The organism is Streptococcus constellatus subsp. constellatus (genome assembly GCF_023167545.1).
GTDB lineage: Bacteria > Bacillota > Bacilli > Lactobacillales > Streptococcaceae > Streptococcus > Streptococcus constellatus.
On record NZ_AP014647.1, the window covers coordinates 1,602,856 to 1,623,112 of the forward strand.

General features: G+C 40.0%; 17 protein-coding genes and 1 pseudogene. 5 read left to right on the top strand and 13 right to left on the bottom strand.

Features of this window, described 5'->3' with window-relative positions; genetic code table 11:
- Window positions 1-63: 63 nt before the first annotated feature.
- From SCSC_RS07845 to leuS, 4 genes and pseudogenes are all read right to left on the bottom strand, one after another.
- Window positions 64-918 (bottom strand): 5'-nucleotidase, lipoprotein e(P4) family, encoded by an 855-nt coding sequence (locus SCSC_RS07845; protein WP_006270199.1) that lies wholly within the window; start codon window positions 916-918, stop codon window positions 64-66.
- A 195-nt stretch (window positions 919-1,113) separates the two neighbouring features.
- Window positions 1,114-2,377, bottom strand: a pseudogene (gene ltrA / locus SCSC_RS07850) (group II intron reverse transcriptase/maturase).
- Window positions 2,378-2,989: 612 nt separating this feature from the next.
- Window positions 2,990-3,223 carry a flavodoxin gene (locus SCSC_RS07855; protein ID WP_006270258.1) on the bottom strand — a complete coding sequence of 78 codons (234 nt, stop codon included), beginning with the start codon at window positions 3,221-3,223 and terminating at the stop codon, window positions 2,990-2,992.
- A 496-nt stretch (window positions 3,224-3,719) separates the two neighbouring features.
- Window positions 3,720-6,221, bottom strand: a complete 2,502-nt coding sequence (gene leuS / locus SCSC_RS07860) for a leucine--tRNA ligase (protein ID WP_006270201.1) — start codon at window positions 6,219-6,221, stop codon at window positions 3,720-3,722.
- 324 nt (window positions 6,222-6,545) lie between these two features.
- On the opposite strand from leuS, the gene SCSC_RS07865 reads away from it, so the two are divergent.
- Window positions 6,546-8,072: an IS1182 family transposase gene (locus SCSC_RS07865; RefSeq protein WP_115342921.1), complete on the top strand. Its 1,527-nt coding sequence runs from the start codon at window positions 6,546-6,548 to the stop codon at window positions 8,070-8,072.
- 127 nt (window positions 8,073-8,199) lie between these two features.
- Here the strand turns inward: SCSC_RS07865 and SCSC_RS07870 are convergent, their stop codons facing one another.
- Window positions 8,200-10,095 carry a M13 family metallopeptidase gene (locus SCSC_RS07870; protein WP_006270037.1) on the bottom strand — a complete coding sequence of 632 codons (1,896 nt, stop codon included), beginning with the start codon at window positions 10,093-10,095 and terminating at the stop codon, window positions 8,200-8,202.
- A gap of 175 nt (window positions 10,096-10,270) precedes the next feature.
- Between SCSC_RS07870 and SCSC_RS07875 the strand changes: the two genes are divergently transcribed.
- The 4 genes from SCSC_RS07875 to SCSC_RS07890 all read left to right on the top strand — a co-directional run bounded on the left by SCSC_RS07875 (window position 10,271) and on the right by SCSC_RS07890 (window position 13,608).
- The gene (locus SCSC_RS07875) at window positions 10,271-10,990 is read left to right on the top strand and encodes a metal ABC transporter ATP-binding protein (RefSeq protein WP_003070701.1); all 720 of its coding nucleotides are present in this window, start codon (window positions 10,271-10,273) and stop codon (window positions 10,988-10,990) included.
- Between the two features lies 1 nt (window position 10,991).
- Window positions 10,992-11,840, top strand: a complete 849-nt coding sequence (locus tag SCSC_RS07880) for a metal ABC transporter permease (RefSeq protein WP_003037625.1) — start codon at window positions 10,992-10,994, stop codon at window positions 11,838-11,840.
- Window positions 11,841-11,874: 34 nt separating this feature from the next.
- Window positions 11,875-12,807: a metal ABC transporter substrate-binding protein gene (locus SCSC_RS07885; protein WP_006270044.1), complete on the top strand. Its 933-nt coding sequence runs from the start codon at window positions 11,875-11,877 to the stop codon at window positions 12,805-12,807.
- 150 nt (window positions 12,808-12,957) lie between these two features.
- Entirely contained in the window at window positions 12,958-13,608 is a 651-nt protein-coding gene (locus SCSC_RS07890) for a metal-dependent transcriptional regulator (protein WP_003070703.1), read from the top strand.
- Between the two features lie 135 nt (window positions 13,609-13,743).
- Here SCSC_RS07890 and dtd read toward each other — a convergent pair whose 3' ends face one another.
- The 8 genes from dtd to SCSC_RS07930 form a co-directional block, all read right to left on the bottom strand.
- Window positions 13,744-14,187, bottom strand: a complete 444-nt coding sequence (dtd, locus tag SCSC_RS07895) for a D-aminoacyl-tRNA deacylase (protein WP_006270035.1) — start codon at window positions 14,185-14,187, stop codon at window positions 13,744-13,746.
- 79 nt (window positions 14,188-14,266) lie between these two features.
- Window positions 14,267-16,483, bottom strand: a complete 2,217-nt coding sequence (locus tag SCSC_RS07900; RefSeq protein ID WP_006270041.1) for a RelA/SpoT family protein — start codon at window positions 16,481-16,483, stop codon at window positions 14,267-14,269.
- A 173-nt stretch (window positions 16,484-16,656) separates the two neighbouring features.
- Window positions 16,657-16,803 (bottom strand): hypothetical protein, encoded by a 147-nt coding sequence (locus SCSC_RS07905; RefSeq protein ID WP_003070706.1) that lies wholly within the window; start codon window positions 16,801-16,803, stop codon window positions 16,657-16,659.
- 164 nt (window positions 16,804-16,967) lie between these two features.
- Window positions 16,968-17,711 carry a 16S rRNA (uracil(1498)-N(3))-methyltransferase gene (locus SCSC_RS07910; RefSeq protein WP_006270023.1) on the bottom strand — a complete coding sequence of 248 codons (744 nt, stop codon included), beginning with the start codon at window positions 17,709-17,711 and terminating at the stop codon, window positions 16,968-16,970.
- On the bottom strand, window positions 17,712-18,665 hold the full coding sequence (gene prmA / locus SCSC_RS07915) for a 50S ribosomal protein L11 methyltransferase (protein WP_022524663.1): 954 nt from the start codon (window positions 18,663-18,665) through the stop codon (window positions 17,712-17,714). It lies immediately after the preceding gene.
- A 143-nt stretch (window positions 18,666-18,808) separates the two neighbouring features.
- Window positions 18,809-19,279 (bottom strand): GNAT family N-acetyltransferase, encoded by a 471-nt coding sequence (locus tag SCSC_RS07920; RefSeq protein ID WP_006270018.1) that lies wholly within the window; start codon window positions 19,277-19,279, stop codon window positions 18,809-18,811.
- A complete protein-coding gene (locus SCSC_RS07925; RefSeq protein WP_006270022.1) occupies window positions 19,276-19,728 on the bottom strand; it encodes an NUDIX hydrolase in 453 nt (150 codons plus the stop codon). Before SCSC_RS07925 ends, SCSC_RS07920 begins: the two co-directional genes overlap by 4 nt.
- Before the next feature lie 9 nt (window positions 19,729-19,737).
- Window positions 19,738-20,208, bottom strand: a complete 471-nt coding sequence (locus tag SCSC_RS07930; RefSeq protein WP_006270040.1) for a DUF3013 family protein — start codon at window positions 20,206-20,208, stop codon at window positions 19,738-19,740.
- Window positions 20,209-20,257 lie beyond the last annotated feature (49 nt).

Sequence of the window (20,257 nt, forward strand, 5' to 3'; positions counted from 1 at the left end):
AAGCTAAAAGACAAAGAAAAAACAGAATCCCCCAAAATAAGGGCGTTCTGTTTTTCCTTCCTATTATTTATAACCTTGTAACGCTTTTTGGCGTTCTTCAGTTTGGCCTTTCGCATCTAATTTTTTGCCTTTGTAAACTGTGCTTTCCCATGAACCATACATTGGATTTGGGAAGATAATGAATTTTTCGCCAAATTCTTTCTTTAATTCTTCCAATTTCTTGCCACGTTCATCAGCTGATGTCTTTGAGAAATCTGCAAAGTCAACCAGATTATCTCCTAGCAACATAACTAGATTCGTTTTTTCCTGAACTTTTTGACGGCGACCTTCTTTTGATTTCACGCCTTTTTCTAAAAACATCAAATGATCTTTCCCTTGTACAGGAATACCTTCTTTTTCTAAGTTCTTAATCGTTGCATCTACTTGATTTGCCGCACGGTCAGAAATATAGTAGATTTGAACACCATTTTGATGAGCATATTGAAGAAATTCTTTCGCACCAGGAACAGCTTTAGCTGAAGCTTTCTGTACCCAAACATCCCAATTTTTAGGATTAAAAGCTGTGCCGTCTTTGACATTCTGTACTTGGTAAGGGCTATTGTCTAAGACCGTTTCATCCAAGTCAAGAACGATTGAATAGGGCTTATCTGTCGGCTTTTGCAGTAATTCTTTCAATCGGTTCGTGGCGACATTATAACCTTGTAGATACAGAGCCTTCGCTTCATCAGACTTTTGATACCAAAGTGTGCCCATGGTATTTTCTCTTGAGCGCAATTGATCATAAGTCATCGTAACTTTATTGTCAGATGTGTTGCTTTGCGTAGCCTTATTATCAGTTGCTTTTGTCCCACAACTAGTCAATAAAATAACTGAAGCAAGAGCTGAAAAAATTGTGATTGTGGCTTTAGATAATTTCATAAAACCAATTCCTCCTAATATTAATCTATCAAAATTATAGCGTTTTCATAAAAACATTTCAAGTTATCTGACCAATTATATAGACGAAAAACAGATTGGCAGAAAAATGTCCAATAAATCCATCAAAAAATCGAGTAGGAGCTAATTTCTAGTTACTCTCACACTACCCGTACGTGCCGTTCGGCATACGGCAGTTCAACTAACTTTTAACGCATGTCGTTCAAAATAATAATCTAAACAGCTAACCAGTCCTCGTTTTGCGAGGGCTGGTTTTGATATAGCTTGCTTGAATACCGACTTGGTCGCAACCAATTGATAGTACTCACCCCAACCTGAGAATTTATCCGCTATCCATTTAGGAACGCCTAATTTTAGTAATCCCCATAGTCGTCTCGATTTCTTCTATTGTTTCCAGATAATCACTTGGATACGAGTTCTCAAACGCTCATCTATTTGAGTTACTACCTTTTTCATGTCGCCAAGAGAAAAATAGTTTATCCACCCTCGTATAACCCAGTTTAATCGCTCAATATGTGTTGTTAGGTCCATACTCCACTTTCTAGTCGTCAGTCGTTTCAACTTTCGTTTAAAACTCTGAACACTATCCTGATGAGGACGACTCTTCCAACCTTGCGGAGATTTCCAAAAACCAAAACTTAGGTACTTGAGTTGGCTAGGTTTCACGATTTTAGTTTTTGTCATGTTCACTTTCAGCTCCAATCGCTTCTCAATAAAGCGACTGACTAAGTACATAACTCACTTGACAACTGCTTCTCTCCTAACCGTGATTACGCAATCATCTGCGTACCGAATGCAATGAAGACCTCGTTTCTCTAGTTCCTTATACAACTCATTAAGCATGATATTTGATAACAGCGGAGATAAGTTACCCCCTTGAGGTATCCCTACAAGAGTCTTGTGACGTTGATCATTGATAATTACCCCCGATGAAGGTATTTCCGAATCAGTAATTCTGTATCTCCATCATGAATAATATTCTGCACTAGAGACATGAGTCTATCTTGCGGTACTGTGTCGGAGAATTTCTCTAAGTCAATATCCACAATCCACTCATAACCATCATAAGTAACTTGACAATGGCTGTCTCACAAGAACGATTTGGTCTGAAACCATAGCTGTATTCTGAGAAACGAACTTCACAGATTGGACTCAGGACTTGAACGATAGCCTATTGTATCATTCTGTCCGTGACAGTTGGGATTCCTAGGTTGCGGATGTCTCCATTGGATTTTGGAATTTCAATTCTGAGTACGGGCTGAGGTTTATCCTTTCTCTCCCTGATAAGCTGTTTTGTTTCTCGCCAGTTTTGACGGAGATAGCCGTCCATCTGTTCGATAGTAATTCCAGCAATACCAGCAGATCCTTTATTAGTTTTCACCTGTTTATAAGCTTCAAGCATATTGTTACGAGATAATATCATACTTAGCAATTCTGACATGTGTGGATTCCCTTTCTGTTTTGTTGCCTGTAGGCTATCTTATATTGGTAAGCTGTCCACTATCAATACGTACTAACTTTCAGCTCTATCAGACTGTTCGTTTTACAGACACAAGTGTCTAGGATTACTTCGATTAGTTATTCACCCCTTCACTCCATCTCCATTACAGAAACTTCTTCACTACTATGGATTCGACTGACTTCTTGTCGTTCGCTGTTACTAGGTTTTACCCTCGACAAGACCTCACGGGATAAGTCATACATCTTTCCTCGTTTACTCTCGTGATTTACACATATAGGTTACGACTGCCTATTTGGATTTTAGGGTTATAAGCCCCCTCATCCACTATATGTGCCTTCATATCACGTTTCTATTCGTACAGTCACGATTTCGCTATCCCTTCCTCTCCTTGCTACCTCACGATAGTCAGGCTTGGGAGTCACTATTGGGTTCACCAGTAGCGAATGCCTCAAATGACTTGCACCTCAGATGTATGACATGCCCGTCGTACACAAAAAATCTCTGTTTTTTCACAGAGATTTCAATCATTTTTATTTCATTTATAAAAAACAGTAATAATGCTCGCTACAATAATTAGCAGCAAACCTACAATTAAAAATCAATATCTGTCAGCCATTTGATAGCATCTGTTGTGCTAGACAATACACGCCCTTGAGTACTATTTTTCATCATTTGATCAATAACAATTTGTGCCTCGCTATAAGTCGAACCACCTGAAGTTGCGAGGGTTGCAACTCGTTTACCAGCTAAATCTAGACTTTCCATTACTGTTTGGATAAGGTGTGGCGGACGTCCACACCAAATCGGATAACGCAGACCAATCATCTGTGAATGTGTTGGACAGACCTAATACCATAACCATCCGAACCATCATAAAGGAAATGTTCACAAAGGAATTCTACCCATAGCGGTTCGTATAGACCGTCTGAATCATTCAAGTGTTACCAGCACGATGAGACAAACTATAAAGGACATAAAACTCGTATAACTAATCATCCTATGATGCAAATGATGGATTAGCTCCATCATTTTAGAAATAGCATAAACAAAAGACTAAGTCATAGAAAAGCTCAGTAAACTCTACTTTTTTTGCTTGTATGATAACTCCTTAAAAATAATATTCATAAAGAAAGAGAATGAATTGTTCTTATAAACTAGTCATCATTTTCTTACTTTTTACCATAATTTTCAAGAGCAAGTGCAGCAAGTTTTTCTTCGAGGTATAGTGTATAGTATTTATAAGCAGAAAAAGACTACAGCTAACATACGCTTTTCTAAGCTTATAAAAATTCTAGCAGAAATTAACTTCTGCTAGAATTTTTTATTTCACCACAATATTGACCAACTTATTAGGTACAACGATTACCTTAACAACTTGCTTACCCTCCACTTCGGACTGAATTTTTTCGTTGGCAAGAGCAAGTTTTTCAAGATCCTCACGGCTTGAGTCTTTTGGTACGACAAGTTTTGCACGAACTTTACCTTTGATTTGAACAACGATTTCTACATCGTTTTCAACCAACTTGGCTTCGTCCCACGTTGGCCAAAGAACATATGAAATTGATTCACCAGATTGTGTCAATGTTTGCCACAATTCTTCTGAAAGGTGTGGCGCAAATGGTGCTAATAATTGTATAAAACCTTTAGCGTAGTCAGCAAAGAGTTTGTCTTCTTTGTTTGCAGCATTAATGAAAACCATTAATTGAGCGATAGCCGTGTTGAATTTCATGGCTTCAAGTTGTTCTGTAACGGCTTTGACAGTTTCATTATAAACTTTATCCAAGTTACCATTATTTTCAGCCACAATTTCTTTTGTTGTCAACAAACGATAAACACGGTCGAGGAATTTACGTGAGCCTTCAAGACCTTCTTCAGACCATGCGATTGAGGCATCAAGCGGTCCCATAAACATTTCGTAAACGCGAAGAGTATCTGCACCATACTGCTCCACTACATCATCTGGATTAACAACATTCTTCAAAGATTTAGACATCTTAGCTGGAGCTTGTTCCAATTCTTCACCTGTTTCGATATTGAAGAAAGAACCGTCACGTTTTTCAACTTTATCTGTCGCTACAAGGGCGCCACGGTGGTCACGATAGCTTGTTCCCAAAATCATCCCTTGGTTAAAGAGTTTTTGGAAGGGTTCTTTAGTTGGAACAACACCAAGGTCATATAGAACTTTGTGCCAAAAGCGTGCATAGAGCAAGTGAAGCACGGCATGTTCAGCACCACCAATGTAAATATCAACTGGTAGCCATGCCTTAAGCAGTTCTTCATCAGCTAATTTTTCTGTATTGTGTGGGTCAATGTAGCGCAGATAATACCAGCTTGAACCTGCCCATTGCGGCATGGTGTTCGTTTCACGACGGCCTTTGACACCATCTTCACGCGTAACTTCCAGCCAGTCTGTCAAGTTAGCAAGTGGACTTTCACCTGTTCCTGAAGGTTTGATGTCTTTTGTTACTGGCAATACAAGTGGTAGTTGATCTTCTGGAACAGCTGTTGTTGTGCCATCTTCCCAATGAATGATTGGGATTGGTTCCCCCCAATAACGTTGACGTGAGAAAAGCCAGTCACGCAAACGGTAAGTGACTTTCTTATTACCAACACCTTCTGCTTCAAGCCATGCAACCATTTTGTCAATAGCTTGAGCTTTATCGAGGCCATCTAGGAAGCCAGAGTTGATGTGAAGACCGTCTTCTGTATAGACTGCTTCCTCAACATTTCCACCTTCGAGAACTGGAATAATTTCTAAATCGAATTGCTTTGCAAATTCCCAGTCGCGGTCATCATGCGCAGGAACTGCCATAATAGCTCCCGTCCCATAGCTAGCAAGCACATAATCGGCAATCCAGATTGGAATTTCCTTACCATTAACTGGGTTAATGGCATAGCTACCAGTCCAGACACCTGTTTTTTCTTTGGCAAGATCTGTACGAGCGAGGTCAGATTTAAGGCTAGCCGCACGTTTATAAGCAGCAACGGCTTGAGCTTGTTCAGGACTGGTAGTAGCATCAACAAGAGCATGTTCTGGTGCTAGAACAGCATAGGTAGCACCAAATAATGTATCTGGACGAGTTGTAAATACGGTGAAGTCTTTATCAGTATCTTTTACTTTGAACGTTACATTTGCACCAGTTGATTTACCAATCCAGTTCCGCTGCATATCTTTGATAGATTCTGGCCAATCAAGGTCATCTAGATCTTCCAAGAGGCGTTCAGCATAAGCTGTGATTTTAAGCATCCATTGACGCATTGGTTTACGAACAACTGGATAACCACCACGTTCAGATGTACCATCGGGAAGCACTTCTTCGTTGGCAATAGCTGTTCCTAGTTCTTCAACCCAGTTAACTGGTACTTCTGCTTCATATGCCAAACCTTTTTCATACAATTTTGTAAAAATCCACTGTGTCCACTTATAGTAGTTAGGGTCAGTTGTATTGACTTCACGATCCCAGTCATATGAGAAACCAAGGCTATTGATTTGACGTTTGAAGTTGGCAATATTTTCTGCCGTAAACTCAGCAGGGTCATTTCCCGTATCCATTGCGTATTGTTCAGCTGGAAGACCGAAAGCATCCCACCCCATTGGGTGAAGAACGTTATAACCTTGCGCACGTTTGAAACGACTAAGAATATCAGTTGCAGTATAGCCTTCTGGGTGTCCTACGTGAAGACCAACACCAGATGGGTAGGGGAACATATCCAACGCATAAAAGTTTGGTTTTGCACTATCCGTTCCTGTTTTGAACGTCTGATTATCAGCCCAATAGGTCTGCCATTTTCTTTCAATTGATTTGTGATTATAAAAAGTCATTGATTCACTCCAATTTTGTGATGTTATTATTATACCATTTTTAAGCGATTTTAAAAGGCATAATTAGAGAAAAGCATGCTTTGACTAACTGAATTTATTGTGTGACTAATCTCAATTAACTTTTGCTGGAGATTTTACTTTAAATTTTTTAAACTTCCCTCTTGATATGGATTTTGTCTTTGTAACTTAATTCATAAAAAATGAGTCTGGGACAATAGTCCCTTTGCTACAAAAAAAGCAACGGATTTGCCGTTGCTTTTTGCATGGTTGCGATAGTCTTGGTAAAATAGAATTGCCCAATAAACCATTTAGAAAGGCTATCCCATGCATATTCACTATAACACAAATCAAACAACTTTACCACTAGAAATCAGTTCTTTCTTGCCACAAGACCATCTCGTCTTTACTATTGAAAAAGTGGTGAATGCCTTGGAGGATCGTCACTTCCACACGTTCTATCATAACTTTGGTCGCCCGTCTTATCACCCTAAAATGCTTTTAGCCGCTCTACTATTTGCCTACTCGCAAGGGATTTTCTCTGGACGAAAAATCGAAAAAATGATGATTGAAAATCTGGCTATGCAGTACCTAACAGGACAGTTGGTTGTCAGCTATCGCACCATCAATCGTTTTCGAGTCGCTGAAGGAATGGAAGAGCTCATTCGTGATCTTTTCATCGACCTCAATCTTCGTTTAAAAATGGAAGAGTTAGTGACCTTAGATTGTCTGTTTATTGACGGGACTAAGATTGAAGCCAACGCTAACAAGTATAGTTTCGTGTGGAAAAAGGCCACAGACAAGTTTTCCGTCAAACTTCAAGAACAGATACAGGTCTATTTTCAAGAAGAAATCACTCCCCTTATCCATCAGGCCATTAGGCTGGACGAAGAAGAACCGATTGCTTCAGAGCAGTTGATTGAATTCGCTCAAGTCCTCGAAGAAGAATTGGAAAAACTGAACCAAGACATTGAGGAGACACCCGTTAAAGGAAAGGATGAACGTAAAACTCAACGTCGGAAACTCAAGAAAGTCCTGCGTAAAGTCAAGGATGATTTTTCAGTACGTGCTGAAAAATATGAAGGCTACCAAGAGACATTTGAAGGGCGTAACAGCTTTTCCAAAACAGATACAGATGCCACTTTTATGCGGATGAAAGAAGACCACATGAAGAATGGTCAGCTCAAAGCTGGTTATAATCTTCAAATCGCTACTGAAAATCAATTTGTTCTTCATTATGATGTCTTCTCAAATCCGACAGATACCAAGACTCTCCTGCCATTCCTTGAAACCTATCCGCATGACTTGAAGACCGTTGTCGCAGATGCTGGATATGGAAGTGAAGAGAACCTCCTTTGTTTAGATGAAAAGGAGGTGAACCACCTGATTAAATATGCCATGTTTGATCAGGAACAGAAGAAAGGGTATAAACAGTCGGCTAGAAACTTAGCGAATTGGTACTATGATGACAAGGAGGATAGCTACACTCATCCTGATGGCTGGTGCTATCGTTTTCATCATATCAAACATCAGAAAACACAGACGGACTTTCAACAGGAAATCAAGGTTTACTACGCTGATGAACCTAAATCAGCCCCTCAAAAGGGACTATATATCAACGAACGTTATCAACACTTAAAAGCTAAAGAATGCCAAGCGCTTTTCTCTCCCGAAGGTAGACAGATTTTCAATCAACGTAAGATTGATGTGGAACCTGTCTTTGGGCAGATAAAGGCTTATTTGGGTTACAAGAGATGTAACCTAAGAGGCAAGCGTCAGGTGAAAATTGACATGGGTTTAGTGCTCATGGCCAATAATCTCCTTAAATACAATAAGAGAACGACTCAAACTTAAAAAGCTAGAGTTCCATAATTGGGAATCTCTAGCTTTTTTGTGACTGAGAACTATTTTGTCTCAGACTCATAGGTCAATTTTCATTTGAGAACTTTTTATATTCTTCTGCTACTAACAAACGTTGAAATTACCAAATAATCACGCGATCTTCTGGTTTGCGCCACATGCCGTCGCCTTCTTTAACATCAAAAGTTGTAAAGAAATCATCAAAGTTTGGCAATTGAACATTCGTCCGAAGTTTTCCGGGAGCATGCACATCTACACTTGCTAGCATTTGCATATATTCTGGACGAGCTTTCATGCGCCAGATACGAGCAAAGTTGGTGAAAAATTCTTCCGCAGAGAAGTCAGCTTCTTTCTTAGCTGCTTCCAGCGCTGCCGCAATCCCACCGAGGTCTGCAATATTTTCTGAAACAGTCAGCTTTCCATTGACTTTAGCTCCGTAAGAATCTTGTCCGTCAAATTGCTCAATCACCTTCTGAGTCCGAGCTGTGAAAGCTTCGTAGTCTTCTGGCTTCCACCAATTTTTAAGGCTACCATGCTCGTCAAAGGAAGCACCGTTTGAGTCAAAAGCATGAGAGATTTCATGCGCAATTACTGCACCGATTCCGCCATAGTTTGCTGATGAAGATTGATGCAAATCATAAAAAGGTGCTTGAAGAATAGCGGCTGGAAAAACAATCTGATTTTGTTGTGGATCATAGTAGGCATTTACCAGATGAGCTGGCATGTGCCATTCACTGCGATCCACTTCTTTGTTCCATTTACTCCAAGTGTGTGCAATGGCTACTTTCGCTAAATTTTGAGCATTTTCAATTAAACCGAGCTGTTCATCAATCACTTTTTTCGCATAAGTTTCTGGCAATTTCTCTGGATAACCAATATGTGGAGTGATAACATTGAGTTTGACAATGGCCTTGTCCCGTGTCTCCTTAGCAAGCCAATCAGCTGTTTCTAAGCGTGATTTATAGACATCAATCATCGTCTTGACCTTATGTTCCACATCTGCTTTGGCTTCTGGTGAGAATTTCTCTTCTGCATACCAAAGACCGAGGGCTTGGTTATAAGGTGCTTGTGCTAGTTGATAAGCTGCTTTTTCTTTTGGACGAGCTTCTGGAACGCCTGAAATAGCACGCACATAGGTGCCTGAAAGGACGCGAATTTCTTCTGTTAGCAAGGAAGTCCATGCTCCAGTAGAGAATAATTTCAGTGCTGCATGCAAATATTCCCAATTTTCTTCTGAATAATATTCCGCTGCAAACTCTTTCCAAAAACGCTCTTGAGGAACAATCACCTTGTCTGGGCTTTGTCCCAAAATCTCTGTAAAAATTACATCAAGTGGCAATTCTGGAGCGAGCTTCGTGAAATCTGCCCAATCATAAGGGTGATATAACTTCACATATTCTGAAGTTTCTTCATTGGAAAGGACATACTTAGCTAATTTAGCATCTAATTCCAGATATTTATCCAAAATATCTTTTGTTTCTTCTGCTGAAAAGCCAAATTTAGGTAATAATTCTTCCTGCATCTTGCGCCAGATTGTCAGCAATTCCTTGCCTTTTTCATTTCCTTCTTCATAATAGGTCGTATCTGGTAAAATGATTCCAGGTGCATCGGCCCAGAGAACATTCATTTTAGCATTCATAAAGTCTGGCGCGACGTCAAAAGTAAAAGCATTCGGCTTTCCAGCCATTTCATACTCAGCAATCTTCGCTGCAAACTCCTTGAAAGAACTTAAAGCTTTATATTCTTCCACAAGCGGCATTGCAGGGGTAACTCCTGCTCGTTCCCGTCCGTCAAAATCTGCCACCAAACGGTGGTATTTCACAAAATTTTGCAAAATTGGATCTTCTGGAACATCTTGACCTGCTAACCATTTATCAGTTGTTGCTAGCATCAATTTTTCAATATCTTGATCCAAATCCATAAATCCACCTGTCACAGGCTTGTCCTCAGGAATCACAGCAGTTTTTTCCCATTCACCATTGACATAATTAAAAAAGTCATCTTGTAAACGTGTCATCTTGTTCTCGCTTTCATTGTTTTATCTTAATCCTATCAAAAAAGTTCTGAATAATCAAACTTTTATCAAAAGAGATTTTTATGCCAAATCTTGCTTCTGATTTTTCTTAAAAATTCTAAAAATTAACTTGACTTAATTTTTGTTTTAATGTATATTAACTATAGGGGTGTATAAAATGATACGTATCGAAAATTTAAGTGTTTCTTATCAGGAAACACTTGCTCTCAATCAGATTTCTTTGGAAATCCAAGGCCCAACTATCATGGGAGTTATTGGTCCCAACGGAGCTGGTAAATCAACCCTTTTAAAAGGAATGTTGGGTATCATTGATCATGTTGGACAAACTTACCTTGATGATAAAGAATTCTCAAAAGTACTTAGCCATGTAGCTTATGTGGAACAAAAAATTCACATTGACTACAACTTCCCTATCAAAGTGAAAGAATGTGTGTCTCTTGGACTGTATCCAAAAGTGAAACTCTTCCACAGACTAACAAGCAAAGACTGGGACAAGGTGACAAATGCGTTACGCATTGTCGGCTTAGAGGATTATGCTGAACGCCAAATCAGCCAATTGTCAGGAGGGCAATTTCAACGGGTCTTGATTGCGCGCTGTCTAGTACAAGAAGCTGACTGTATCTTTCTGGATGAACCATTCGTTGGAATTGATTCAATCAGTGAAGAAATCATCATGACAACGCTACGCAGTCTAAAAGAACAAGGAAAAACGATTCTCATTGTTCACCATGACTTAGGAAAAGTCCCACATTACTTTGATCAAGTTTTAATTTTGAATAAAGAACTCATTGCCATTGGAGAAACTTCATCAACTTTCACAGAAGAAAACTTGAAAAAAGCCTATGGCTCTCAGCTTTTTGTGAATGGAGGTCTCTAATATGTTTTCAGAATTTATTGATGGACTACAAAATTTCCATTTTCTACAAAATGCACTGATTACGGCCATTGTCATCGGGATTGTTGCTGGAGCAGTTGGTTGCTTCATTATCCTAAGAGGCATGTCCTTGATGGGCGATGCCATTTCACACGCAGTCTTGCCAGGAGTTGCACTCTCCTTTATTTTAGGAATCAACTTCTTTATCGGAGCCATTGTTTTTGGACTTTTAGCTTCGGTCATTATTACTTATATTAAAGGAAATTCAATTATCAAAAGTGATACTGCCATTGGAATAACTTTTAGTTCCTTTTTAGCTCTTGGAGTCATTTTGATTGGAGTTGCTAATAGTTCAACCGACCTTTTCCATATTCTTTTTGGAAATATCTTAGCTGTGCAAGACATTGATATGTGGATTACAATTGGTGTAGGAATCGCTGTTCTAATTATTATTGGACTATTCTTCAAAGAATTATTGATTACATCTTTCGATCCACTTCTGGCAAAAGCGATGGGGATGCCAGTCAACTTTTATCATTATCTCTTAATGATTCTCTTGACGCTGGTTGCAGTTACAGCTATGCAAAGCGTGGGAACAATTTTGATTGTTGCTATGCTGATTACACCTGCTGCTACTGCTTATCTTTACGCTAACAGTCTTAAAACGATGATTATCTTGTCTTCTAGCTTGGGGGCAATTGCATCTGTCTTAGGACTTTTCATTGGCTATACCTTTAATGTTGCGGCTGGCTCAAGCATTGTACTGACATCCGCCATTATCTTTGCCATTAGTTTCTTTATCGCTCCAAAACAACGATTTAACAAACTAAAAAATAAACCCAAGCTAAAATAAAATTAGTATTTCATTTATTAAAGGAGAACCTTATATGAAAAAATTAGGTTTTATCGCCGTTCTGTTTTTAGCCATCGTCGGGCTTGCTGCCTGCGCTGGTCAAAAAGGAACTTCTACCAACAAATCTTCAAAATTGAATGTTGTTGCTACCAACTCGATCATCGCTGATATTACCAAAAATATCGCTGGTGATAAAATCAATCTGCACAGTATCGTTCCTGTCGGAAAAGATCCACATGAATACGAACCATTACCAGAAGATGTGAAAAAAACATCAAAAGCTGATTTGATTTTCTACAATGGTATCAATTTGGAAACCGGCGGAAATGCTTGGTTTACAAAATTGGTCAAAAATGCGAAAAAGACTGAGAACAAAGATTACTATGCTGTAAGTAACGGAGTGGATGTTATCTATCTGGAAGGTCAAAATGAAAAAGGAAAAGAAGATCCTCATGCTTGGCTCAATCTTGAAAACGGAATTATTTATGCTAAAAACATTGCAAAACGTTTGATTGAAAAAGATCCTAAAAATAAAGAAACTTATGAAAAGAATCTGAAAGCTTATACTGCAAAACTTGAAACATTGGACAAGGAAGCCAAAGCAAAATTCAATAATATTCCTGCTGAAAAGAAAATGATTGTTACCAGCGAAGGTTGCTTCAAGTACTTCTCTAAAGCTTATGGTGTCCCATCTGCTTATATTTGGGAAATCAACACTGAAGAAGAAGGAACTCCAGATCAAATCAAAACATTGGTTGAAAAACTCCGTAAAACAAAAGTGCCATCACTCTTTGTTGAAAGTAGTGTTGATGACCGTCCAATGAAGACTGTTTCAAAAGATACAAACATTCCAATTTATGCCAAGATTTTCACTGATTCAATCGCTGAAAAAGGTGAAAAAGGTGATAGTTACTACGACATGATGAAATGGAATTTGGATAAAATTGCTGAAGGTCTTAGCAAATAAGAAATGGAAAAAGGAGCCGGAATTGATTGCCAGTTCCTTTTTACTTGAATTTTCCCTAAATAGCCAATACTTCATTCTACTAAGCAAATGGCTAACGGCTGTATTCTTCAGGTATTTTTGGTATACTTAATACGATAAGGAGTAAACAACATGACCCCAAACAAAGAAGATTACCTCAAATGTATTTACGAGATTGGTACGCATAGTCAAAAAATTACAAATAAAGAAATTGCTGCTCAAATGCAAGTATCCCCTCCAGCTGTCACAGAAATGATTAAAAAGATGATTGCTGAAAAATTAATTATCAAAGACAAGATTAAGGGCTATTTATTAACCAATCTTGGTCTTCACCTTGTCTCTGAACTATATCGCAAACATCGTTTAATTGAATACTTTCTAGTGCATAATTTACAATACACTACAACAGATCAAATCCATGAAGAAGCAGAAGTCTTAGAACACACTGTTTCAGAATTATTTGTCGAGCGATTGGAAAAAATGTTGGATTACCCAGAAACTTGTCCTCATGGCGGAACCATTCCCCAAAAAGGTGAATTACTGGTTGAAAAATACCAGTTAACGTTAAACCAAGTCCAAAATGCTGGAGTCTATCGCTTAGCAAGAGTTCATGATGAGTTTGAATTATTAAAATATTTGGAAAAACACGATTTACATCTGGGAGATACGCTGATTCTGGAGCAATACGATCCTTATGCTCAACTATATTTGCTCAAAGTAAATGAAAAAGAGCTGCAAATCAATTCAACGATTGCCCAACAACTTTATGTGGAAACGCTCTAAAAGGAAGAGGGACTGTCAAAGCTTCTAACATCAGTGCATTAGAGGTCACTCAACTACTTCGTATTGAGTTTTATTCTAGAAAGTAACCGAGTCTGGAACAAAAGTGTTCTAGACTCGGTTTTATTTATCATTTTCTCAACGATTCTTCGTATCTAACACAATCGTCACCGGTCCGTCATTGATTAACTCAACCTGCATATCAGCCGCGAAAACACCTGTTTTGACAGGTATTTCTCGACCTAGCAATTCGTTAAAATCATCATACAATTGACTAGCCAAGTCTGGTTGAGCAGCGCCTGTAAAAGCTGGACGATTCCCTTTTTTTGTATCTGCGTAAAGGGTAAATTGAGAAATAGAGAGAATTTCTCCTTTCACATCTTCGACAGATAAATTCATTTTATCTTCTTTATCTGAAAAAATCCGCATATTGGCAATTTTTCTTGCTGCATATTCTACATCTTCTTGAGCATCATCTGGTGCTACACCGACTAGTAACAGCAGTCCTTGCTGAATCTGATTGTAAAGTTCGCTATCAATTGATACCGAAGCTCGCTTCACACGCTGAATCACTATTTTCATTTTGAACTTCCTATTTTTATATTGAGAAAAAATCACAAGAGATTGCTTGAGTAGAATCTTTCTGCTCTGCTGTTCTCACTTAGCCATTTGTCCGTTTAACCGAATAGACTTCCGGCACACTCTTAATCTTATCAACTACTGTTGTCAGCATAGATAGATTAGCAATTCCGAAAGAAACATGGATATTGGCAAATTTCATATCTTTGGTTGGCTGTGCATTGACGGTGGAAATATTTTTGGTTGTGTTGGACAAGACTTGCAAGACATCATTTAAAAGGCCAGTGCGATTGAGACCATATATATCAATGTGAGCAGTGTATTCCTTAACAGAACTATTGTCTTCCCATTCGACATCAATCAAGCGCTGCTCATAATTTTCCTGCGCTCGCAGATTCATACAGTCCTTACGATGAATGGCAACCCCGCGCCCCTTTGTAATGTACCCGACAATCTCATCACCAGGAACTGGATTACAACATTTGGCAATCCGTATCAAAAGCCCTGACGCACCTTGGATAATGACGCCGCCCTCATGTTTGACCTTGAGGGTGTCCTTGTTTTCAACCTTGACTTCACCGCCCTTAACAAGCTCTTCTGCTTCAGCTCTTGCTTTAGCACGCTCTTCTTCACGGCGTTCTCTTTCTGTCAAACGATTAAAAATCGAAACAGCACTAACTTCACCAAAACCAATCGCCGCAAAAAGAGTTTCCTCTGTTTTGTAGCTCGTTTTTTGCAGGACTTCTTCCATGTGTCTTTTGTCCATGTATTTGTTAGGCACATAGCCATTTTCTTGAAATTGTGCTTGCAGAAGTTCTCGACCTTTAGAAATGGATAATTCCTTGTCTTGATTTTTGAAAAATTGACGAATTTTATTGCGTGCCTTGCTAGTCTTAACAAGGTTAATCCAGTCACGACTCGGTCCAAAGGAATTGGAACTGGTAATAATCTCAACTTGGTCCCCAGTTTTTAACTTCGTAGTCAAGGGCACCATGCGACCATTTACCTTTGCACCAACCGCTTTTTCACCCACTTTTGTATGGATTTCATAGGCAAAATCAATCGGTCCTGAGTCTTTTGGCAGCGAACGAACAGCACCATCCGGCGTGAAGACATAGATTTCTTCAGCAAGGTAATTTTCCTTGACGGAATCCACAAAATCCTGTGCATCATTGGACTGGTCTTGGAGTTCCATCATCTCCTTAATCCAATTCATCCCAATCGCCGATTCTTTGCTATCAACCTGCCCTTTAATACCTTTTTTATAGGCCCAGTGTGCAGCAACCCCGTATTCTGCCACTTCGTGCATTTCTTTGGTCCGAATTTGAAACTCAATCGGTCCCTTAGGCCCATAGACGGTCGTATGGATTGACTGGTAACCATTTGCCTTGCGATTAGCAATATAATCTTTAAAACGTCCGGGCATTGGTCGCCAAAGTTCATGAATGTAGCCCAACATAGCATACACATCACTTTGCGTATCTAAAATGCAACGAATAGCGATCAAGTCATAAATCTCATCAAAACGCTTTTTCTTGTCCTGCATTTTCCGATAAATGGAGTAAATATGTTTAGGACGACCATAGATTTGCCCATGAAGATTGCGCTCAGAAGCATAGGTTTCAATCTTATGAACCACTTCGTCAACTAAATCCTCACGTTCCCGACGTTTTTCCTTCATCAGGTGGGAAATCTTATAAAACTCTGTCGGATTCAAATATCGAAAAGCCAAATCTTCTAGTTCCCATTTGACGCTCGAAATCCCCAAACGATGAGCTAATGGAGCATAAATTTCCATGGTTTCGCGTGAGATGCGTTCCTGTTTGTCTTTGCGCAGGTGCTTAAGTGTTCTCATATTGTGCAAACGGTCTGCTAGTTTTACCAAAATGACACGGATATCCTTGGACATCGCCATTAGCATTTTGCGGTGGTTTTCAGCCAACTGTTCCTCGTGAGACATATACTTGACTTTACCAAGTTTGGTCACACCATCGACAATCACGCGCACATCATGTCCAAATTCGCCTTCCAAATCGTCCAAAGTTGCAGCTGTGTCTTCTACAACATCATGTAAAAAACCGCAAGCGACACTGACCGCATCCAACTTTAGCTTAGCTAAAATCCCTGCCACTTGAATCGGATGGATGATATATGGCTCACCTGATTGGCGAAATTGCCCCCGATGCCGATCTACCGCATAAAAAAGAGCTTTTTGAATCAAGGTGACGTCTTCTGATGATAAATATTTTCTAGTAAAAGCGACCACTTGATCGCCCGTCAAATTCACTTCTTTTGGCATTTTCTCTCTCCAGTTCTTCCTACCATTTTATCATTTTTAGACCGATATGAAAACAAGGAAATACAGAAGAAAGCAATAGAATCATAAGAAATACCTAAAAGCTGCAGATTCAATACCATTTCCCCAATACTAGGAAAAAGAACATGGCACCATTTCAGGTAAAAAGCCCGCCTTTAAATAGGCGGGTTGTGATGGAAGAAGTGATGTTTTTCAGTATGCAACATATCTCCGATAAATTCAACATAAGCATAAATGAGATAGCAAGCTGATACAACGCCTAGCATAGCAATCAACAACTCAAATAAGGTAGATAAAGACATGATTGAACCTCCTCTCCTTATCAAGCAAAAGCATTTTTCGTCATCTAGCTAGCAAATTTGTTCCTGTGCTTCCATCCTTTCTAGCTAAGCTAGATATTTCACTTATATTATACCAAAGTCAGGAATTAAGGACAATAGAAATTAGCTTTCCCAATGATTTTTCCCTATTGCAGTAGCTCTGTCAGTACACTGACTGCACTGAGTGCGTAAAGCGGAGCTGTTTCTGTCCGCAGGATACGTGGGCCTAGCCCTATAAGTATAGCTCCTACCTCTTCCAATGTAGCAATTTCTGCTGGAGACAGGCCACCTTCTGGACCAAAAATAAATAAAATCCGACTTCCTTTTTTGAGTTCTGTCACAGCCTTGACCAAAGCAGCAGACTCTCCCTCTTTAGCAGATTCCTCATAAGCTACAATAACACGGTCAAACTGGCTCAAACAATCTAAAAAATCAATTTTCTTCTCGAAAAGTCGAACTTCTGGTACCCAATTGCGTTTGCTCTGCTCTGCCGCTCCCAAAACAATCGTCTCTAGTTTGTCTGCTTTTTTAGCAAGTTTCTTACCGTCCCACTTGGCAACAGACCAGTCGGCCGGAAAGGCCCAGATAGCAGCTGCCCCCAGTTCCGTCGTTTTCTGAGCTACCCATTCCAGCTTGTCTCCTTTGGGAAAGCCAGAAGCAATCGTCACATGAATCGGCAGCTCCGCGTTGTCTGGTAAATCTTCTACCAGATTCAGCACATGGCGCTCTCTATCTGCAACTCTTGCTAGGCGTTTAATACCATCCTCAAAAACCAGTACTACCTCATCATCTTCTACCAAACGCATAACAGAAAACATATGCTTCACTGTATCCTTGTCCCTCACAGTCAGTGGGGATTGGACGACTCCCTTGATAAAATACTGCTGCATTTAGCCTCCTATCACGCCGGAAATATCCTGTGTTTTCTTAAATACACAAGCATTCCATTCGCCCTGAATCATATGTGTTTCCATGAAAAATCCTGCCGCTTCCGCTGACTCGCGCACCATTTCCCACTTCTCAGAAATAATCCCACTCATAATCAGATAGCCTTCATTCTTGAGCAAGCGGTATGCATCATCAGTTAGATTTACCAGAATATCCGCTAAAATATTGGCTACAATGACATTCGCTTTAATATCCACACCCCGCAAGAGATCGCCAGTAGCTACCTGAATATTCTCCATATTTGCATTCAGTTCAATATTCTCCTGCGCCACACGTACAGCTATTTCGTCTAAATCATACGCATAAATCTTTTTTGCACCCAAGAGTGAGCTTGCTATAGAAAGGACTCCACTACCTGTCCCTACATCCAGCACCGTCTCACCACCTCGTAGTACTTGTTCTAAGGCAAAGAGACTCATCTTGGTCGTCGGGTGAGTGCCTGTACCGAAGGCCATGCCGGGGTCCAGCTTGATGATCTTCTCACCAGCTGTCGCCTCATAATCCGTCCAAGACGGCACAATGGTCAAGTCATGGGTAATTCGAGCTGGTTCAAAATATTTTTTCCAATTGTCCGCCCAGTCTTCCTCAGCCAGTTCCTGCCGAGTCAGCTGAATATCTCCCGTCTCTAATCCGAAGTCATCTAGCTCAGCCAGTCGCTCATTGGCCTTGGCTGCAACAGCCTCTATATCCACCGAATCTGGGTAGTAGCCAGTAATCTTGACCCGCTCGCTCTGCTCAACTTCTGGAAAAAGCTCACCATACTGGTCGACCTGCCCCAGATAATCTGCGCTGTCATCAATAGCCACGCCCTGACTGCCCAGCTCAATCAGAATATTAGAGGCTGCTTCTTCCGCCTCCCGCTTCACTTCAATCGTTAATTCCTGCCAAGTGTCCATCATTAAGATACCATGCCCGTAAAACACAAATCCAAAACAGGAAATTCTCTGACGACGTTTGCGTCTAAGAGAACTTTATCTTTTTGCCACAGTGTTTAGGGCGGGTTCAGTTTAGAAATTTAACTGAACAATCCTTTCTTTGTTTATTTCATTGTCTTCGTCATATAGACCATATCCATGCCCTCTTTTTCGGGCTCCGTATGGGTCTGATGATAGCCGTTTTTCTCATAAAAAGCCACCATGCCTTTATCCTGGAAAACCGTACACAAATCCCATTTCATAATGGTAGAGAACGTCTCCTCTATCAGACCAAGCCCCTCAGAGCCATATCCTTTATTCTGGTGCTCTGGCAAAATCGCCACTGTCCCAATCCAGCCTGCTGTCTGTTCATCATTTGTATTCAAGCGAATAAAGCCCAGAATCTTCTCATCGTCTTTGACAAAATAATAAAAACTATTGGGCCGCTCGACCAGCTTCCAGCGAATCCGCTCTCGCTCCTCCAGATAGGGGTCGTATTGATCCTGATATTTCTCATAAACCGCCTTAAAACTAGCTCGCTGAATGGCAATAATAGTCTCTAAATCCTCAGCTCCTGCCCGCTCAATATGAATCATGCTCGTACCTCCAAATAATCTCTCAACCTGTCCTGCAGCTGCGGAATAACCTTTTTATCTGATAAGAACCGGCTCACATCCATCATCTGATAAGCCTGTCCCTCATCGCCAAAGACGATGCTGGCACATTCTTCCTGAGTGATGGTTCCCACCATAAAAATAGAGGTTTTGTCAGGATCAAGCATTCCTTGATATTCCTTAACCCAGAGAATATCCGCTTCTTCAAGCTTCAAACCAAGCTCTTCTAAAACTTCTCTTTGGACACATTCAAAAGGAGTCTCCTCACCCTCGCGGCCACCGCCCGGCAACTCCCACATATTGGGCCAAGGAATGGTTGGAATATCGTCTCGCAAGATAGTCAGCAGCTTATCATCACATATCAAGGCAATCTTGCAGCCAGAAAATTCCATCTGTTTTTGCAGTAAATCTAGTCCTTCTGCATTTTCCATAAGCACCTCCTAGTACCTCGGATATGAATAAAATTCTGTCTCAGTCAAATCTGCTCTGGCTTTTTCAAAAGCTTTATTATTCCAGACAATTTCAAATTCCTCTGCCGCTGGATTTGCCAGAAAATCCATGAGAGCATCTAATCCCTCTTCGGCTGTCTGCTTCAAAAAATCCACAAAGTAGGTCAAGAATTCACGAGACAAACCTTTTTTTGGCTCGTAAGGAACAACTGTTAGATAATCCTCTGTTTCAAAGTGAGACTTAGCAGGATTATAAAAGAGAACGCTTTCTTCAAAGAAAATATCTTCTGTGCTACTTTCTCCATCCACATCTAACAGTTCGATGCCATTTGCATTTTGTACTTCTAAGAGAAAGGACACTTCTACGGCATGATTCTTCTTATCCCAGTTTATCTCATAGTCAAATGGAAAGCATTGCCTCATTTCTTCATTTAATATATCCAAAAATCCATATTTAACCATAGCCAGCCTCTCTCCAATCCTTTAAAATGTGTTAAAATAGATACAACTA

Coding starts and splice junctions, on each gene's coding strand:
- SCSC_RS07845 (WP_006270199.1), bottom strand. CDS start 918: ATGAAATTATCTAAAGCCACAATCACAATTTTTTCAGCTCTTGCTTCA.
- SCSC_RS07855 (WP_006270258.1), bottom strand. CDS start 3,223: ATGATTGGTCTGCGTTATCCGATTTGGTGTGGACGTCCGCCACACCTT.
- leuS (WP_006270201.1), bottom strand. CDS start 6,221: ATGACTTTTTATAATCACAAATCAATTGAAAGAAAATGGCAGACCTAT.
- SCSC_RS07865 (WP_115342921.1), top strand. CDS start 6,546: ATGCATATTCACTATAACACAAATCAAACAACTTTACCACTAGAAATC.
- SCSC_RS07870 (WP_006270037.1), bottom strand. CDS start 10,095: ATGACACGTTTACAAGATGACTTTTTTAATTATGTCAATGGTGAATGG.
- SCSC_RS07875 (WP_003070701.1), top strand. CDS start 10,271: ATGATACGTATCGAAAATTTAAGTGTTTCTTATCAGGAAACACTTGCT.
- SCSC_RS07880 (WP_003037625.1), top strand. CDS start 10,992: ATGTTTTCAGAATTTATTGATGGACTACAAAATTTCCATTTTCTACAA.
- SCSC_RS07885 (WP_006270044.1), top strand. CDS start 11,875: ATGAAAAAATTAGGTTTTATCGCCGTTCTGTTTTTAGCCATCGTCGGG.
- SCSC_RS07890 (WP_003070703.1), top strand. CDS start 12,958: ATGACCCCAAACAAAGAAGATTACCTCAAATGTATTTACGAGATTGGT.
- dtd (WP_006270035.1), bottom strand. CDS start 14,187: ATGAAAATAGTGATTCAGCGTGTGAAGCGAGCTTCGGTATCAATTGAT.
- SCSC_RS07900 (WP_006270041.1), bottom strand. CDS start 16,483: ATGCCAAAAGAAGTGAATTTGACGGGCGATCAAGTGGTCGCTTTTACT.
- SCSC_RS07905 (WP_003070706.1), bottom strand. CDS start 16,803: ATGTCTTTATCTACCTTATTTGAGTTGTTGATTGCTATGCTAGGCGTT.
- SCSC_RS07910 (WP_006270023.1), bottom strand. CDS start 17,711: ATGCAGCAGTATTTTATCAAGGGAGTCGTCCAATCCCCACTGACTGTG.
- prmA (WP_022524663.1), bottom strand. CDS start 18,665: ATGGACACTTGGCAGGAATTAACGATTGAAGTGAAGCGGGAGGCGGAA.
- SCSC_RS07920 (WP_006270018.1), bottom strand. CDS start 19,279: ATGATTCATATTGAGCGGGCAGGAGCTGAGGATTTAGAGACTATTATT.
- SCSC_RS07925 (WP_006270022.1), bottom strand. CDS start 19,728: ATGGAAAATGCAGAAGGACTAGATTTACTGCAAAAACAGATGGAATTT.
- SCSC_RS07930 (WP_006270040.1), bottom strand. CDS start 20,208: ATGGTTAAATATGGATTTTTGGATATATTAAATGAAGAAATGAGGCAA.